Raw genomic sequence first — 17,394 nt, 5'->3', positions numbered from 1 at the left:
CTTTATCTGACTGATTCAGCGGTCAGAAGTCAGCCCTATTCCTCGAAGAATGAACATTAGTCATCCTCAAGTCCGGGGTTGGATGCGTCACTGCCGTTTGGATGCCGCGCCCGTAGAAGTGGTGCAAAAAGTGGCCGCGCATCCTCCATTTAGACTGGTAAGTTATGGCCACATTGAAAGCCGTGCGCGGCACCCGCGACCTTCTGCCGCCTGAAACCGCGCTATGGAACCGCATCGAGGCGACGGCGCGCAGCGTCTTTGCCCGTTACAACTTCGGCGAAATCCGCACGCCAATTTTCGAGGATACCTCTCTCTTTGCACGTGGTGTAGGCGAGGAAACCGACATTGTTTCCAAAGAGATGTACACGTGGGAGGACAGGGCGCGGGCGCAGTCTGAAAAGCCTCAATCCCTGACGTTGAGACCTGAGAATACGGCGGGCGTCGTCCGCGCCTATATCGAGCACAAACTCGGTGAGACCGGCCAACTGCAGAAGCTCTATTACATTGGGCCGCAGTTCCGCCGCGAACGCCCTCAGAAGGGACGCTACCGGCAGTTTTCGCAAATCGGGGCCGAGGTGATCGGACCGGCAACTGCAGGCAGCGAAAGCCCCCTGCGCGACGCGGAAGTGCTGGAAATGCTGGCCACTCTCCTTGATGAGATGGGTATTACCGGCTGGACCCTCGAGATTAATTCCGTAGGGTCGTCAGCCGATCGGGCGCGCTACAACGACACTCTGCGTGAGGCCTTGATCCCGCTGGCGCCAAAGATGTGCGCCGACTGCCAGCGTCGCGCCGTGACCAATCCTCTGCGGGTGCTGGACTGCAAAGTGCCAGAGGATCAGCCGATTATCGAGACGCTGCCCAAGATCGTCGATTCCCTGGACGAGGCTTCGAAGGCGCACTTTGCTGCGGTAACGACTGCACTGGACTGTGCCGGAGTGCCTTATACGCGCAATCACCGCCTGGTCCGCGGCCTCGACTACTACACGCGCACTACATTCGAGTTCACCCACGGAGGCCTGGGTGCACAGAACGCTCTGCTGGGCGGCGGCCGCTACGACGGCCTCAGCGAGGCTATCGGCGGACCCAAAGCTCCCGGCATCGGCTTTGCCATGGGCGAAGACCGCCTAGTGCTGACGCTGCAAGCTCTTGAAGCCGCCAAGCCCGAAAAGAACGACGCCTACATCGCGCCCTTAGGCGAGGGTCTGAATCCTGCAGCGCTGGCGCTGGCGCGCGAGTTGCGCCGGGCCGGCCTCACCGTCGAGTTAGGAGACGGATCGTTCCGGCTCAAGAAGTCGTTCGAAGCTGCGGACCGAACCGCTCGCCGTATCGTCATCCTCGGCGAAGACGAGCTTCAATCCGGTATCCTAACGGTGAAAGACTTCTCCACAGGTACACAGACCAAGGTTCCGCGCGCGGAGCTGGCGGCGTATCTCTCCCTGCCGGCGCGCACGTAGAAGGAAAATCTCAAAGTGCTCGACTTTTTAGGCAATCTGGAACGCACCAACATGTGCGGCGAATTGCGCGCCGCCAACGCCGGCCAGCAGGTAATCCTGATGGGCTGGGTAAACCGCCGCCGCGACCACGGCAACCTGATCTTTCTCGACGTGCGCGACCGCAGCGGTATTGCGCAGGTGGTGCTCGACAAGGAACTGACCGCCGATGGACACCTCAAAGGCGAACAAGTGCGGCCCGAATATGTAGTCGCCGCGGTAGGCAAGGTCCGCCTGCGCGGCCAGGACGCCATCAATCCCAAGATGCCCACCGGTGAAATCGAAATTGAGGCAACCGAGCTGCGCATCCTTAACGACACGCGTCTTGCGCCTTTTTCGCCTTCCGAAGAAGCCATCCAGAACGAAGAGACGCGCCTCAAATACCGGTACATCGATCTGCGCCGCGTAGAAATGCAGCGCAACTTCTGGCTGCGCCACCAAATCACGCGCGCCATTCGCGAGAGCCTCAGCGCACAAGGCTTCCTCGAGATCGAGACTCCTATTCTCACCAAATCCACGCCGGAGGGCGCGCGCGATTTTCTGGTACCCAGCCGCGTACACCCGGGTGAGTTTTACGCGCTGCCGCAATCGCCGCAGATCTTCAAGCAGATTCTGATGATCTCGGGATTCGACCGCTACTTCCAGATCGCCCGCTGCTTCCGCGACGAAGACCAGCGCGCCGACCGCCAGCTTGAGTTCACGCAGGTTGACCTGGAGATGAGCTTCCCCCGCCGCGACCATGTCTTCGCAGTAGTGGAGAAGTTCTGCGCCGCCGCATGGGCTGCGGCCGGCATCACGCTCCCCACGCCGTTTCCACGCATCACCTATGACGATGCAATTCGGCAGTATGGGTCGGACAAACCCGATCTGCGTTTGCCCGGACTTACGGACGTGCGTTCAGCATTTCCAGAGTCGGCGCTCGCGACACTGCAGATTGACCCGGCGCTTCCCATTGTTGCGCTGCGCATTCCCAAGGTGGGCGAGCTCAGCCGTAAGGAGCGTGAGGAGAACCATCCGCTCTTCGATCAGAAGAAGGGCGCTAAATTCATCGACGACTTCAAGCGCCTGGCCAAGAGCTTCCCCGACGCCGTTACCAAAATTCACGAACTGAGCGGAGCCACTGAAGGCGATTTCGTGATCGTGGTTGCAGGCGATCCCGCGCACCACATCAAGGCCAGCGATACCAAGTTTGAAGGCCGGCTCAGCGAACGCGAGATCAATGTGTACTCTGCTGCTGGAAACTTCCGCAGCGAGTTGGCAAAGAAGTACGCTGAGCGGCACGAAGCCTTTCAGATAACTGACCGAGCCGTCGCCGATGCAGATCCGCGTGCAGGCAAGATGCTTGATGGCGAAGCTGCGTTCCATCCCATCTGGATCGTCGACTTTCCGATGTTCGAATACGATCTCGCCAGCGGCAAGTGGGTTCCGGCGCACCATCCATTTACGGCGCCCTATGAAGCCGATATGGCCAATCTCGTCAGCGATCCGGCTTCGGTGCGCGCTGACTGTTACGACCTCGCGATGAACGGCCTTGAACTCGGCTCAGGCTCGATCCGCATTCACCGCAAGGATGTGCAGCAGCAGATTTTTGCGTCTCTCGGCATCTCGGACGAAGAGGCGCGCAAGCGTTTTGGCTTCTTCCTCGATGCGCTTGAGTACGGCACTCCACCGCATGGCGGAATTGCGCTTGGTCTCGATCGCATCGTGATGCTACTGGCTGGTGCACCCAGCCTGCGCGAAGTGATCACATTCCCCAAGACCGCAAAGGCAATCGACCTGATGGCCGACGCGCCGACGACGGTTCCGGACCAGCAATTGAAAGAACTGCATATTCGCGTCGCCGGCAAGAGCTGACGATGGGGGACTTTAGTCCCCCATCGTCTCCACCAACTGATCCGGCGCGGTCATAGCCGTAGTGTCAATTGACAGGCACTTGCCCAGCTCGTTGAAGTCCTTCTCCCACTGCGGACGATCATCGGCAATCTGCGACGTCAGCGCATAACTTGACGTGCGCAGAATCTCGTACCAGATATTCTGCGCCTGCCACAAATTCAGTTCGAACGGCAGCTCCACAAGCGTATGCGCCAGGCCGAGTGCGCGATCAAGCATCTCCAGCGAACCTGCCGACATCTGCAGTTCCACCATGGCCCGCTTCATGCGCTGGTCTGCAATATACGACAGAGTCGTCGTATCCAGCGGCACCTTGTCGGCCTTTGCTAGTTGCAGGAATGAACGGAGAATCGCCTGGTCAATAGGGTCACCTTCCAATGCTCGCCGCAGTCCGGCGTTGATGGCGAACTCCGCAGCCAGGGTAAGCGCCGGTGGTTTCGGCAGCCCGGCCTGCGACAGATAATGCAGCAGGCTGGCATGATCTTCGTAAATATTCGTCAGCGAACTCTCGATATCCCACAGCGTCGAATTTAGGATGAGCTGCACAATGCGGCGCTGCTCATCGGTGAAGAGGGATGTAAGCGAGTAGCCGACGTGACCGTGGTAGCGATCGATCAGGCGAATCACATCAGGAAAATCTGCACGCTGCACGCATTCAGAAGCTTGTGCCGAAAACTCGTCAAACTCCGTCGCATCTTTGTCACTGTACGGTTTCACAGCCGCGGTGATGTTCTGATCGCCGAAATGCAACACCGCGAAGCTGAACGCCTGCGCGAATCCGGTGATACCGCTGGTGATGTTGGCGCGACCAATGGCGAGCCTGCCGCGACCAGACGTGTGGACGTCGTACGAAATCCGGCGAACGCGATAGCAGAAGAGCTCAGTTTCTTCCGCGTAGGACGAGAACACGCTGCTGATGGCGTAGTGGGCGGCAACCTGCTCGAGGCCAAGTTGCAGCGGGCCAACCTTCTCTTTGTAGAGACGCGCTCCATCCCCCGCGCTGGGAACGTTTGACTTGGCATCGGCAAGACGGGCAAGGAATTCCGGCTCAAGATCTTTGGCTTTTTCGCCAAACAACTCTTTTGCCAACTGCAAGGCGCGCGCTGCATACGCGATCACCTGCACAGTCTCAATACCGGAAATGTCGTCAAAAAACCACCCACAGCTCGTATACATCAATTGCGCGTGGCGCTGCATCTCCATCAACTGCAGGGCGCGAACACGTTCGGCAATCGAGAGCGGATGCACCTGATGATCAGCAAAGAAGCGGTCGACGACCTCTTCGCTGCGATCGAGAATTACATCGATGTATCCGTCGCGAGCCGCCCACACATCGGTGAAGAGCTTTGCGCCTTCCTGCTCGGACAGCGGCGTAATCGCGTCGCGCAGTTCATCGAGAGCCTCGCGCAAGGGCTTCCGCCACTCCTGGTTGAATCCGGGCTTTCCGCCGCTGCATCCGCAATTGGACCGCCAGCGTTCCACCCCGTGCGCACAGCTCCACGAGGTGTTGTCAACAATCTCACACTCCCACTCCGGTGGAAACTGCGCGAGGTAGCTCGCATAGTTGGTAAGCTTAACGGTCTTATCCTGCTCGAGGAGCCGCACCGCATAAGCCAACGCCATCTCACCGTGGCGATGATGGTGCCCGTACGATTCGCCATCCGTTGCAACACTTTCAAGCTGCGGTTGGGAAGTATCTTTGAATCCCATCTTGAGGCGTGCCGCGAAGTTGTCCCCGGAATTCAGCAAGCCCTCAAATGCAATCGCGCGAGATGTAGCTCCATCGTAGAAAAATACCGCGATGGAAACGCCCGAATGGAAGCGCATCAGGTAAGGTCGCGTCGTGTCCACCGAGTTGGCCAGCGGAGTAGTCCATGCCGGATCAGACGCGCTTGCGTCCTCGCGAAGCGGGCGGACTCGCCGGCATTGATTGGGAGCCAGAATCGTGAATTTGATTCCATGCTGCGCCAGCAACTCCAGGCTCTCTGTGTCGGCCGCGGTTTCCGACAGCCACATGCCTTCCGGCACGCTGCCGTAGTGATTTGCGTAGTCGGCGATTCCCCAGCGAATCTGCGTGATCTTATCGCGCTCGTTCGCCAGCGGCATGATGATGTGGTTGTAGACCTGCGCCATCGCCGAACTGTGACCATCGAAGCGCTTCCGGCTGCTCCGCTCGCCATCGAGAATCATGCGGTACGTGCGCGGCGCATTTTCCTTCAGCCAGCTCATCAGCGTTGGCCCGAAGTTGAAGTTCATGCGCGAGTAATTGTTGACGATGCGGATGATCTGGTTCTTGTTATTCACCGTGCGCGCTGCGCCGTTCGTGGCGTAACACTCCGCGCACACTCGCTCGTTCCAGTCGTGATACGGCGCCGCGGAATCTTGAGTCTCTACCGTTTCGAGCCACGGATTCTCGCGGGGGGGCTGATAAAAGTGCCCATGAATGCAGATGTAACGTTTGGTTGCTGCCATGCCTTCTCATTTACACGCCGGATATTCTGCCGTGCTTGACTATTGTAGGCTGTGACGTCGGCAAATCGCTTTGCTATTCGGTTGCCCGATGCTACCAAGGCCCGTGTTATTCACACTCTTTCGCCACTGCCCGTCCATCTGATGGAGTCGCTTTCACCAGATCGCAGGCACGCCACAAGTACCAGCTCGCTACGGAACGGAACGGCCGCCATTTCTGCCCGCGTTTGAAGACGACATCGGGCTTGGGCAGATCACTCGCTTCAATCGGGCGGCTCTTCGGCAATCGCTGAAAGGTAAGCGCAAATCCCTTGCGCACGCCATAATCGGTCACCGGCAGCACATCGGGCCGCCCCATGCGGAAGATCAGTAACATCTCAACGGTCCACGGGCCGATCCCGCGCACTTCAGTTAGCCGCTCAACAATATCCGCATCCGGCATCTTCATAATCGCTTTGTGAGTCGGCACGGTTCCGTCCAGCGTCTTGGCGGCCAAATCGCGCATCGCCTTGATCTTGTTGCCGGAGACGCCTGCAGAGCGCAATGGTCCATCAGGGGTATCGAGCAATTGCTGCGGCGTAGGATCTCCATGGAAAAACTCGCGCACACGCCGATGAATCGTAGCCGCGGCTTTCCCATGCAACTGCTGATACAGGATCGATTCAAGTAACGATTCAAAGGGCGACGGCGCCGCATCTAGGCGCAGCCTGAATTCGCCGACTCGTTCAATCAATTTGCCCAGCTTGGGGTCGCATCCCTTCAAATGAGCAATCGCCTCCGCAGGATCGAAAGGAAGTTTTCTGCTCTTTCCATCGTGAATCATAGGCGAACAGTGTATCGCGGCGCGGATGGAGGCACGCCGAGTTGACATTCAACCATATTCCGTCTCACGCACTCAGCCGTCGCCGCTATCATCGAGCAGGAGCTTTCGAACGAGGAGCAATCATCTTTATGAAAATGCGTCCGGGAACGCAAACCGGCTTTCTTCTCTGTGGCAAGGAGTGGGGCGAGGGAGAGACCCTCGAGGTGCGCTCTCCATGGGACCAGGGCCTTATCGGTAAAGTCACGGTGGCTACCCGCGCCGATGCACGCGAAGCGGTGAGCCATGCGGTAGCCAGCATGCGCCGCACCCGTGCCCTGCCTCGTTGGAAGCGCCGCGAGATTCTGGAAGATATTGCCGCGTCCCTTATCGAGCAGAAAGATCGCTTTGCCAAGTTGATTGTCGCCGAAGCCGGCAAGCCCCTTCGCTTGGCGCGCAATGAGGTTGACCGCGCCGTGCTCACCTTCAAGACTGCAGCGGAAGAAGCAGCGCGTCTTGGCGGCGAAACCATTCCGCTCGATCTGACCGAGGGCAATGAGGGACGCTGGGGACTGATGCAGCGTTTTCCCATCGGTCCAATACTGGCGATCACCCCTTTCAACTTTCCGCTGAACCTGGTTGCACACAAGGCTGCGCCGGCAATCGCCGCGGGCTGTCCGATACTCATCAAGCCATCGCCGCAGACGCCGTTTACGGCTCTCGCGCTTGGTGAAGTGATCCTGAAAGCCGGATGGCCGGAAGAAGCCCTCGCGGTTCTTCCCCTGGCAAATGCCGACACCGCGTGGCTTGCGGAAAAAGAGGATCGCATCAAGCTGGTCAGCTTCACCGGATCAGCAAAGGTCGGCTGGGAACTGAAGACACACTCCGGCCGCAAACGCGTTGTGCTCGAACTTGGCGGAAACGCCGCGCTCATCATTCACAGCGACTATAAAGAACTCGACAACGCAGCCGAGCGCACGGCCCACGCGGCTTTTGGATATGCCGGCCAGTCCTGCATCAGTGTGCAGCGCGTCTTTGTCGACAAGAGCATCTTCCAGACTTTTATCTGGAAGCTCGTGGAATGCGCCGGCAAACTAGTTTCCGGCGATCCAGCCAATGAAGCAACAGAAGTTGGTCCTCTCATCCGCGCGAGCGAGGCCGAACGGGTCGAGAGTTGGATCAAGGAGGCTGTCGCCGGAGGTGCGCGGCTGATTGCGGGCGGTGAACGCGACGGCTCGCTGATTGCTCCCGCTATCCTCACCGGCACGAAGTCCGGCATGAAACTCCGCGACGAAGAGGTCTTTGGCCCGGTGGTCATGGTCGAACCTTACGTCGACTTTGAACAAGCGCTGGCAGAGGTAAACCATTCGCGATTTGGCTTGCAGGCAGGCCTGCTGACGCGCGATGCCGGACGCATTCTCACCGCCTATCGTGAACTCGAGGTAGGCGCACTGATCGTAGGCGATACCCCAGCCTGGCGGCTCGATCCCATGCCTTACGGCGGCGTCAAAGATTCGGGCCTGGGACGCGAAGGAGTGCGCTCCGCGATTGAAGAGATGACCGAGCCGCGCATGCTGGTGATGGCGGGGCTGAGCTGACGGAAGACTTATGCCTCGGCAATCACCGCGATCGACACTTTCAAGCCAGGAATTCGAACCGGCAGCTTCGCACCTTGCCGCGCAGGCGGATCGACGGGAAACCACTTCACCCACTCTTCATTCATTCCGGCAAAGTCTCCCTCATCGAGAAGGATGACGGTGGCGCTCACCACCCGCTCGAGGGATGTACCCGCTGCCTTGAGGATGGCAGACACATTCGTGAGGCATTGCCGGGTCTGTTCCTGGATCGTTTCTCCGACAATCTTTCCGGTGATCTGATCGTGCGGTCCCGTACCCGAAACGAACACAAGACCCGCCGCCCGCACCGCCTGGCTGTAGGTCGGCGGCGGAGATGGGGCGTTTGACGTTCGAATGATCTCTCTCGCCATGAAACTCTCCAATTTTTGTTAATCGACGGGGTTCTGAAAACCTATCGTCTCACAACCTACATTTTGAAGGACAAATTGGCGCAGCTCTTAAGCGAAAACGCAGCGCTAAACCCTGATATTTCAATGGGAAAATCAATGATTGGTTTCGCATTTCCGCAAGCCAGGCCCAACCGTAAAATCTGTGCGAGAAAGCGACAAAACAAGCCGAGGACAAATCCGCGTGAAAGCCACGGTACCTTTGGACCGAAACCCAGCCATTGGGGGATAGGTGTGCGGCAACAAAGATGATATCGTCAAATTTCTTCCGTGTGCAGCGCCGTTGAAAGAAGTGGAGTGTTGCTTTCCTGTGATCCATCCACCGCAAGCGAAAGTTTCCACGGGTGGGGAAAGTATGATCACTGGGCTTTGCTGCGTGTACAACGTCACGCGCGGCTGCCGGCTCAACTCCAAAGTGACCGTCGTGGACAGTGCGCGCGAGCCGCTCAAGGTCCTCAAAATTCTTATCGAGGGACTTGCCCGCGATGGGCAGTCCAGCCTCTGGTTGACGCCGCTGCTGTTCACTCCGAACATCATGCGACTCTTTCCGTTTGACTTCGCCTACCTGGACGGCGATCTCAAGGTGATCGAAGGAATCGCGCTACCTCCTGGAATTCCGCTTCCGCAATTCAATTCTCAGGTTGCAAGCGCGCTCATTTTGCCGTTCAACACGTTCTCCTCCACCGGAACCTGCGCCGGCGATCGGCTCATCGTTTGCAGTGAAGAAGATCTCGAGGCTCGGATTGCTGAGATCACCACGTCAACGGTTGTGGCCACACCTGTTGTCTCAACGGACAGTCCTATCTACGCAACCGAGCTCCCCCTCCCAGAACCCCCGCAATATGCTCCTTCGACCAATCCGCTTCAGTCTCCGCAAGTTTCACTTCCAAACTTCGCAGGCGTCGGTGCGCAGGGCATAGGTTCCACTCTGGCAATGACATCCAGTTGGCAGATCTCAACTTCCACGATGACGGCCGTGCAGCCCGATCCTCCAGCGCTCGAAGCCATACCCGAGTTCATCGACGCTCCGCAGCAAGAACCAGCAAGCGATCACCTTGCTGTTCCCGACACCGGCCCTGCGTCCATCCTGGACACGGAGACGCCAAAGGAAATCGAAGCGGCCCTCCCTGAGACTGCGCAAAGCGCGCCGGCAGAAATAGACACGTTCCCGACTTGTCCCCTGGCGCCGGAACCATCACCAATAGAGCCTGAGGATATTCAGAAGCAACACGATGCGCCCGAAGCCAGCGTCAGGACTGACAAGCCGACCTTGTCTCGTGCCTCCTCCGAGGTCGCACCGGTTATCGAACAGGCAGAATTACCGACTGAAGCCCCTCAATCCCGCTCGAGCACGCTTAAAGCCCAACGCAAAAATGATGCCGACAAGGTGCCGGCAACCGCTGTCCGCGCAAGTCAGCCTGACTCTGCAAAAGCAAAAGAATCGGGAAGCCAAAAGAAGAAGAAGAAAGACTCGCTCGGAGTTTTGGTTAAGCGCTTTCTCAATTGTGAAGACCCTTTGCCCGAAAGGCGTTCGATCATTCGTCTTCTTTCGAAAGAACTGCTTGCATATCCTGCCGACAGCGAAAAGACAGGTCCATATGAAATACGCGATGTGAGTCCCACGGGGCTATATCTACGCACGCAGGAACGATGGGCGGCAGGAAGCATTATTTCCCTGGCGCTGGAAAGCAAACACGCGAAAGAGCCAATTCACGAAGGTCGGGTCCGCGTGCAGGTAAGGACGGTTCGATGCGACGACGGCGGTATCGGCCTGTCGTGGGTCTGGCCGGGTGGTGTGGAATTTCAGCCCTGGAAGCGACTGCATACCAAGCGATCGGACGAGACTGACGCGGACTACTTTCTGCGAGAACTTCGCCTCACCTCAGCGATCGGATTTTTGTGTCAGATCTGTCCGTCTACCGTGGAGGAGATCAAGCTGGCACTTCATCAGCGCCTGAGCAACAAACGAGTGGCAAGCGCCGTGGAGATAGCGCTCAAGGCTCAGAAATTGCTGGCGGAGAGCGAACATGTTGCGGACAAGCTTGCACATCCGGACATGGTGAGACGAATCCTCGAAAACGGGTCCTGGACGGCGGATGACTGGATTCGGCAATGGTGGGCGGGACTTCTGGTGAGTTCATGCAGCCCTGACGGACTCGATACTTCGAATTCCGTCTTTATTGACCTGCTCGCAAAATTAATGCCTGCTCATCTGCACGTTCTCAAGTTCGTCTGCATTCTGGATATTGGATCAGCGGCAGACGGTCAAGCCGGCGCGAAGCGCGAACTCTATTGCACCGCAGACGAATTGATCGAAGCCGTGGGATCCCCGAGTCTCGCTCGGATCCAGCAGACGATGGGACAACTGTCGTCTCTCGGCCTACTCGCAGAGCACAGCAATCCCTCCTATATATCGGTGACTGACAAAGGCAAGACAAGAATCGAGCCGACGGCGCTGGGAGTCAATATGTACGCGCGCTGCAATGGCCGTCGATAATCCCTCTACTGCACGCTTCCTCTTGTTCTGATGGATCTTCTTCACATATTCCAAAAAGTCTCAACTGCGCACTGTGTTCTGCGGCTGCCGGTGCGATGATTTGGAGTGGCGGCAGTCTTCGTATTGAATGCCGGATTTTTGTGAATATGATTCCCGGAGCATCTATGGACCTTGGGCTGAAGGACAAGTTGATTGTTGTGACCGGTGGCGGAGCCGGGATTGGCGCCGGCATCTCGCGCGCCTGTCTTGGGGAAGGGGCGCGAGTAATTGTGCTGGGGCGCCGATCTGAAAATGTGCGCGCCTTTCTAGCGGAAATGCAGGCTGCCGGGGCACCGTGCGACCTGGTTGAGGCACACCTCGAAGATGTGGACCGTTGCCATTCAGCCATCGCCGAGATTGAAGATCGCCATGGTGACATTTATGGACTAGTGAATAATGCAGGCGTGAACGACGGAGCGGGGCTGGAGAGGGGAAACGTGGCACGATTCGAGGAGAGCCTTAAGAAAAACCTCATCCACTATTACGCCCTGGCCCACTACGCGTTGCCCTCGCTCAAGCGAACTCAGGGTGCCATCGTTAACATCAGTTCCAAAGTTGCGCTTACCGGGCAGGGTAATACCTCGGGGTATGCGGCCAGCAAGGGCGCGCAGCTTGCGCTCACACGTGAATGGGCCGCAGAGCTGCTGCCCTACAACATCCGTGTGAATGCCGTCCTACCAGCCGAGGTGATGACGCCGCTCTATCGGCGCTGGCTCGATACTTTAGGAGATCCCGAGGCAGAGTTGAAACGCATCACTGACAAGATTCCGTTGGGGCATCGCATGACTCTGTCCTCAGAGATTGCGGCCGCAACTGCGTTTCTACTATCGCCCACGCAGTCCGCGCACACTACCGGTCAGCATCTCATTGTCGATGGTGGCTATGTGCATCTGGATCGCGCGCTGACTTAGAAAGCTGTCCGGTCACGCCAGAGGTGCACGGATTAGGAATGTTTTCAGCGCGGCAATGCGCAACTGGAGCGCATCCCTGTGTAACTCTCGCACCAGCTGCCGGTTGAAATCCAGTCCATTGCGCTCTGCGTAGTCGGCCAACTCCATGAAGACGCCCGCATCACGAAATACTGTCGACGACGTGTCGGGAGCCATGGAAACGATACCGCTCCGCTCAACCGGAATATGATGACGGCATGCGGGGCTCAAGCGGCTCACGATGTTCTGCCATGGACGCTGAATGCGCCTGTGCAATTCGCGCCAACTGTAAACCATATAAAGAGTCGTAAGCGCACATGCAACGATCTGGAGTGGAATCAGGATAGTCTGGCTTTCAAGTCACTAATTTCATTAGGGAGGCGGACCGATTCTCCCAACTACTTACGCTAGGGTGCGCAGTAGTCGCAGTAAATGGCACTTACGAGTCAGAAAATGTACGATTTCCAGCCAGATTTTCCGAGCCTATGGCATTTGGCGAGATGTGGCTTCCGTCTCTTAATTGGCTGTCGCAATTCCGATTAGGTTCCTCATGCTTTCGGGTTCCGCGACAAACCGGCGCGGCCAGCGCACGGTGAAACAAGTTCCTTTGCCTACCGTGGATTCCACCTCGACAGAACCTCCGTGACGCGTCACCATTTTGCGGACAAACCAATGGCGGACCGTCGTGGGAGGAGAATCTGCGCACGGTGAGCTGGACTCGGAAAGAAACCTGTAAAGGCATTGCGGAAAGCATGCTGGCTCTTCGCGATCGGATCAGCAGAGAGATACAGACCGCTTTGAATCGCGTCGTGAATGGGATATAGCAGTAGGTTCCTGTGGCATTCCCACATGTTTTGTGACATACTTCTGTGGTCGTACCACAGGTCGCCCACATGTCTCCTGAAAAGCTGGATCTTCTGCAAGGCACGCTAGACCTCATGGTTCTGCAAACGCTGCTGGTGATGGGCTCGCTGCACGGATATGGCATTGCGCGCCGTATCGAGCAAGTCAGCGGCAATGAAGTGCTTCTGAACCAGGGAACCATCTATGCGTCCCTGGTGCGCCTTGAGCAACGCGGATGGATCAGTTCGCGATGGGGAACATCTGACAACAATCGCAAGGCCAAGTTCTATTCGATTACCGCGGCGGGGAAACGGCAACTGACGGCAGACGCGCGCTACTGGGAAAGGCTGAAGGAAGTGATTGAGCGCGTGATGACAATGGATGATTCAGCCAAGGGTGGAGCGGATGCATGAGCGAATTGTGGCGAATACTAGGCCGAATGTGGGCCTTCATGTTCAGAAGGCCGCTCGATGCTGATCTGGACGCCGAACTCGCCGCGCATCTAGAGATGGCGATTGAAGACAACATGGCGCGTGGGTTGCCGCCAGCGGAAGCGCGGCGACTGGCGCTAGTGAAAATCGGCGGCGTGGAACAGGCACGCTACCTGCACCGGGAAGCGCGAGGATTTATGGACATCGATATTCTGTCGCAGGATTTGAGATTCACTTTTCGCACGCTGTGGCGCGATCCGAGCTTCACGGCCGTAGCCATCCTGATTCTGGCGCTGGCCATTGGCGCGAACATCGCGGTGTTCAGCGTAGTGAATACGCTGCTGCTACGGCCACTGCCCTTCCCGAGCGCGCAACAACTGGTATGGATTGCGCCGCCGCCGACCAAGTGCGGCCTGAGTTGCGCGACATATTCCACCGATGCATACGACCAGTTCCGGACAATGAGTAGTTCTTACCAGGACGTAACCGGCTACTTTGCATTTTCCAGCGCCGATAATCTCAGCCTGAATCTTGGCGGCGCGCCCATCCCCGCAACAAGCATTGACGTGATCCAGAACTTTTTCAAGGTGCTTGGCGTCCAGGCACAGATCGGCCGCACCTTTACTCCGGAAGACGCGCGCAATGGAGCTGCGCCGGTAGTCATTCTGACCAATGCGTGGTGGAAACGGCAATTCAACGGCGACCCGAACATTGTAGGTAAAGCATTCGATATGAATGGGCAACAGACGACGGTGATCGGGGTGCTGCCGGCGAGTTTCGACTTTGGCGCGGTGTTTGCGCCAGGTACGAAGGTTGACGCTCTCACGCCCCTGAATCTCTACGGACCACCGCGCGATTGGGGCAACATCATTACCTTCATTGGCAGGATGAGACCCGGGGTCTCGCTTGGACAGGCTCGCGACGAAGCGGCACGCATCGCTCCCCACATGTGCTGGAACAATAAGCACCCGGAGACTTGCGGCGATTACAAGGGTGCCGTAGTTCCCGTTCCTCTGAAGGATTACATCAGCGGTAAGCTGCGCCGATCATTAATTGTGCTGTGGGCTGCGGTCGGAGCCATCCTATTGATTGCGTGCGTGAATCTTTCGAACCTGCTGTTGGCGCGAGCCTCGGCGCGCTCGAAAGAATTCGCGATGCGGGGTGCACTTGGCGCCAGCCGCGCACGCATCGTACGCCAACTACTTACGGAAAGCCTGGTGCTCGCGGGATTTGGCGCAGTCTTTGGACTAATGCTGGCGTGGACGCTGGTTTCATGGTTTGCGCATCAAGGCGCGATTGCGCTGCCGTTGCTGAGCACCCTGCATATTGACAGTGCGGCGCTGGGTTGGACGGTCCTGATCGCAATATTCGCGGCAGTCGTCTTCGGTCTTGTGCCCGGCTTACGGGTCTCCAGCGGAAATCTGCAGGAATCTCTCAAGGACGCGGGCCCAGGCGCGAGCGCCAGTCGAAAACACGAACTGGTGCGCTCGATATTGGTGGTCTGTGAGGTTGCGCTCGCCTGCATGCTGCTGGTAGGCGCCGGCTTGCTGTTGCGCAGCTTCATGCGCGTTCTCGACGTCGATCTTGGTTTCGAGCCCGATCGCGCGGCCGCCATCATGGTCGATTATCAGGGCAACCCAGCAGATGGCAACGGCAGCACGCCGACTTCGCAAAACGCAATTACCAACCGGCGCGCAGTGTTTCAACAGCAGGTTCTTAGCCGCATAGAATCCTTGCCCGGTGTCGAGGCCGCAGGATTTACAGACTACCTTCCGCTCGGCCAGAATCGCGCTTGGGGCACACCGCTACCCAAGGGCGCCAAACGTCCTGACCACTTGGACACCGGCCCTCTGGTTTACGTTATTTCACCCGGCTACATGCATGCCATGGGCACGCGCGTGCGCGGCCGGGACTTCACGTGGAGCGACGGCCCGACAGGTCAGCAGGTTGTGATGATCAACGAGTCGTATGCTCGCTTCCTCAATTCATTTGGCATGTGGTCCGATGGCAACGCGATTGGCAAACCCCTCGCAAACGGTGGAGGATCGGACCTGATCGTCGTAGGTGTGGTAAGCGACGTTCACGAGGAAAGTGTAGACGGCGACGCGGGATGGCAAATCTATTATCCCAACACCCAAGCGGGCCCGAACGGCTTGGAACTTGTGGTGCGTTCCAGCATCGCGCCTTCGAATCTTGCGACTAGCGTCTTGTCGACGCTTCGCGAGATCAACCCCAAACAGCCGATGGCAGAGTTCAAGCCGATACGACTTCTAGTAAACCACGCCGTCTCGGGCCGCCAGTTCTTTATGCTGCTTGTCGTCTCATTTGCAACCTTGGGGTTGCTTTTGGCGGCGCTGGGGATTTATGGCGTCATCTCCTATTCCGTCACGCGCCAGACGCAGGAAATCGGCATCCGCATGGCCTTGGGAGCCAGTGCAGGCATCGTCCAGCGACAGATTCTTGCCGGTACCTTGCGGCTCACCATTATTGGAGTTGTTCTGGGGGCAGCCGCATCGATTTTGGGGTCGCGTCTTATGGCGTCGTTGCTCTTCGCAACCTCCCCGTGGGATGCGGTTACGTATGTCAGCATGGCCACTGCATTGCTGGCGATAGCGGCGATTTCCGGATATATACCTGCTTTCCGCGCTTCACGCATCAACCCGATCGTGGCGCTTCGTGCCAACTGAAACGAGGCTCAATTCCATCCGGGGGCTTAGGCGCACCAATCTTGCCACCATCTGGCTCCGTATTGCCTCTGGCAGATCAGTCGCACTTCAGTACAAAATGTTGGCAGGAGTTCCCATGCCACCGATTCGAATCACCCGAGAGGTCCGTCAGGGCTGGCTGAGCGGGAACGGAATTCACTGCAAATGCAGGGTTGAACTTGTGACAAAAACCGTTCCAAACTTCGAGCCGATTAGAACGCTTGATATCTGGATCCCCGAAAAACCGCCAGAAGGTAATTACAAGCTTCAGATCGACGGCACTACCCTTGAAATGCAATTCAAGCGCGGTCGCTGGCTTGAGGCTGTAGCCTGACACTCCAGCGGTGCATGCAAGTGAATGTACATGCTGCGAGCTGGGCTGAGCGACGCGTTTGCGACAGGGTATATCTACGGCAACATAGCGAGGCTTTCGCGGGAAGTGACGGCCTTCGGTGTATACTCCCGCCTGTCATGGATACTCACTACTCGAAGCTCATCGCCCTTACCGCCCTCACGTTCGCTGTCACTGTTGCGTATGCTCAGCAGGACACGCTGGCCAAGCCCAAGCCGGAAGATACCGAGATCTGGCAGCCCGTGCCGAAGGTGGTTACGCCTGCCGCCGAATGCAATGCGCCGCCATCCGACGCGGTTGTCCTCTTCGACGGGAAGAACGTCGACGAGTGGGTCAATGTGAAAGATCAGCAGCCCGCGCTTTGGGATGTGCACGATGGCGTGATGACCGTCAACAAAGCCGGTGGCAACATTGAGACCAGGCGCAAATTCAAGAACTATCAACTTCACGTGGAGTACAAGATTCCGGCCAGCATCACCGGCAGCGGTCAGGGTCGGGGCAACAGTGGCGTGTTTCTCGCCTCGACAGGCCCGGGGGATGACGGATATGAGTTGCAGGTGCTGGACGGATACAACAACGCGACCTACGTCAACGGCATGGTGGGGAGCATTTACAAACAGTCGATTCCGCTCGCGAATGCCAGCCGCAAACCGGGGGAGTGGCAGACGTACGACGTGGCCTGGACGGCGCCGACATTCAACGACGACGGCTCCGTGAAGACGCCGGCCTTTGTCACCGTGTTCCTCAATGGCGTACTGGTGCAGAATCACTTTGAGCTGAAGGGACAGACGCTCTATATTGGCAAGCCGTTTTACAAGAAGTACGATACGGCGCCGATCAAGCTGCAGGCGCATGGCGACAAGAGCGAACCAATGAGCTTCAGGAACATCTGGGTGCGCGAGCTTCCCTAGCCTGCATCTGCGC

The 17,394-nt window shown here is 57.7% G+C and carries 13 protein-coding genes; 9 read left to right on the top strand and 4 right to left on the bottom strand.

Annotated features, from left to right (window positions below):
- Positions 1-164: 164 nt before the first annotated feature.
- The gene (gene hisS, locus P8935_RS03900) at positions 165-1,457 is read left to right on the top strand and encodes a histidine--tRNA ligase (RefSeq protein ID WP_348263708.1); all 1,293 of its coding nucleotides are present in this window, start codon (positions 165-167) and stop codon (positions 1,455-1,457) included.
- A gap of 15 nt (positions 1,458-1,472) precedes the next feature.
- Positions 1,473-3,347: an aspartate--tRNA ligase gene (gene aspS, locus P8935_RS03895; RefSeq protein ID WP_348263707.1), complete on the top strand. Its 1,875-nt coding sequence runs from the start codon at positions 1,473-1,475 to the stop codon at positions 3,345-3,347.
- 12 nt (positions 3,348-3,359) lie between these two features.
- Here aspS and P8935_RS03890 read toward each other — a convergent pair whose 3' ends face one another.
- Both P8935_RS03890 and P8935_RS03885 read right to left on the bottom strand, forming a co-directional pair.
- A complete protein-coding gene (locus P8935_RS03890; RefSeq protein ID WP_348263706.1) occupies positions 3,360-5,855 on the bottom strand; it encodes a DUF3536 domain-containing protein in 2,496 nt (831 codons plus the stop codon).
- Positions 5,856-5,961: 106 nt separating this feature from the next.
- Positions 5,962-6,723, bottom strand: coding sequence for a DNA-3-methyladenine glycosylase 2 family protein (locus tag P8935_RS03885; RefSeq protein WP_348263705.1), 762 nt, complete (start codon positions 6,721-6,723; stop codon positions 5,962-5,964).
- A gap of 80 nt (positions 6,724-6,803) precedes the next feature.
- Here P8935_RS03885 and P8935_RS03880 point away from each other — a divergent pair, with 80 nt between their 5' ends.
- A complete protein-coding gene (locus P8935_RS03880) occupies positions 6,804-8,249 on the top strand; it encodes an aldehyde dehydrogenase family protein (protein WP_348263704.1) in 1,446 nt (481 codons plus the stop codon).
- Between the two features lie 8 nt (positions 8,250-8,257).
- On the opposite strand, the gene P8935_RS03875 is transcribed toward P8935_RS03880, so the two are convergent.
- Complete coding sequence (locus P8935_RS03875) at positions 8,258-8,638, bottom strand: RidA family protein (protein WP_348263703.1); 381 nt, start codon at positions 8,636-8,638, stop codon at positions 8,258-8,260.
- 391 nt (positions 8,639-9,029) lie between these two features.
- Between P8935_RS03875 and P8935_RS03870 the strand changes: the two genes are divergently transcribed.
- Together P8935_RS03870 and P8935_RS03865 are read left to right on the top strand one after the other, a co-directional pair.
- Entirely contained in the window at positions 9,030-11,171 is a 2,142-nt protein-coding gene (locus P8935_RS03870; protein ID WP_348263702.1) for a hypothetical protein, read from the top strand.
- A 164-nt stretch (positions 11,172-11,335) separates the two neighbouring features.
- Positions 11,336-12,121 carry an SDR family oxidoreductase gene (locus tag P8935_RS03865; RefSeq protein ID WP_348263701.1) on the top strand — a complete coding sequence of 262 codons (786 nt, stop codon included), beginning with the start codon at positions 11,336-11,338 and terminating at the stop codon, positions 12,119-12,121.
- Between the two features lie 12 nt (positions 12,122-12,133).
- On the opposite strand, the gene P8935_RS03860 is transcribed toward P8935_RS03865, so the two are convergent.
- A complete protein-coding gene (locus P8935_RS03860) occupies positions 12,134-12,379 on the bottom strand; it encodes a hypothetical protein (RefSeq protein ID WP_348263700.1) in 246 nt (81 codons plus the stop codon).
- 653 nt (positions 12,380-13,032) lie between these two features.
- Here P8935_RS03860 and P8935_RS03855 point away from each other — a divergent pair.
- From P8935_RS03855 to P8935_RS03840, 4 genes are all read left to right on the top strand, one after another.
- A complete protein-coding gene (locus P8935_RS03855) occupies positions 13,033-13,395 on the top strand; it encodes a PadR family transcriptional regulator (RefSeq protein WP_348263699.1) in 363 nt (120 codons plus the stop codon).
- Positions 13,392-16,100 carry an ABC transporter permease gene (locus tag P8935_RS03850; protein WP_348263698.1) on the top strand — a complete coding sequence of 903 codons (2,709 nt, stop codon included), beginning with the start codon at positions 13,392-13,394 and terminating at the stop codon, positions 16,098-16,100. Before P8935_RS03855 ends, P8935_RS03850 begins: the two co-directional genes overlap by 4 nt.
- A gap of 115 nt (positions 16,101-16,215) precedes the next feature.
- Complete coding sequence (locus tag P8935_RS03845; RefSeq protein WP_348263697.1) at positions 16,216-16,452, top strand: hypothetical protein; 237 nt, start codon at positions 16,216-16,218, stop codon at positions 16,450-16,452.
- A 137-nt stretch (positions 16,453-16,589) separates the two neighbouring features.
- The gene (locus P8935_RS03840; RefSeq protein ID WP_348263696.1) at positions 16,590-17,381 is read left to right on the top strand and encodes a DUF1080 domain-containing protein; all 792 of its coding nucleotides are present in this window, start codon (positions 16,590-16,592) and stop codon (positions 17,379-17,381) included.
- Positions 17,382-17,394 lie beyond the last annotated feature (13 nt).

The organism is Telmatobacter sp. DSM 110680, from assembly GCF_039994875.1.
Classification (GTDB): Bacteria; Acidobacteriota; Terriglobia; order Terriglobales; family Acidobacteriaceae; genus Telmatobacter.
Note: the sequence above shows the minus strand (reverse complement) of the source record. Positions and strands in the feature narration are given on the sequence as shown.

Coding starts and splice junctions, on each gene's coding strand:
- P8935_RS03855 (WP_348263699.1), top strand. CDS start 13,033: ATGTCTCCTGAAAAGCTGGATCTTCTGCAAGGCACGCTAGACCTCATG.
- P8935_RS03885 (WP_348263705.1), bottom strand. CDS start 6,723: ATGTCAACTCGGCGTGCCTCCATCCGCGCCGCGATACACTGTTCGCCT.
- P8935_RS03870 (WP_348263702.1), top strand. CDS start 9,030: ATGATCACTGGGCTTTGCTGCGTGTACAACGTCACGCGCGGCTGCCGG.
- P8935_RS03840 (WP_348263696.1), top strand. CDS start 16,590: ATGGATACTCACTACTCGAAGCTCATCGCCCTTACCGCCCTCACGTTC.
- P8935_RS03875 (WP_348263703.1), bottom strand. CDS start 8,638: ATGGCGAGAGAGATCATTCGAACGTCAAACGCCCCATCTCCGCCGCCG.
- P8935_RS03845 (WP_348263697.1), top strand. CDS start 16,216: ATGCCACCGATTCGAATCACCCGAGAGGTCCGTCAGGGCTGGCTGAGC.
- P8935_RS03865 (WP_348263701.1), top strand. CDS start 11,336: ATGGACCTTGGGCTGAAGGACAAGTTGATTGTTGTGACCGGTGGCGGA.
- P8935_RS03880 (WP_348263704.1), top strand. CDS start 6,804: ATGAAAATGCGTCCGGGAACGCAAACCGGCTTTCTTCTCTGTGGCAAG.
- P8935_RS03850 (WP_348263698.1), top strand. CDS start 13,392: ATGAGCGAATTGTGGCGAATACTAGGCCGAATGTGGGCCTTCATGTTC.
- P8935_RS03890 (WP_348263706.1), bottom strand. CDS start 5,855: ATGGCAGCAACCAAACGTTACATCTGCATTCATGGGCACTTTTATCAG.
- hisS (WP_348263708.1), top strand. CDS start 165: ATGGCCACATTGAAAGCCGTGCGCGGCACCCGCGACCTTCTGCCGCCT.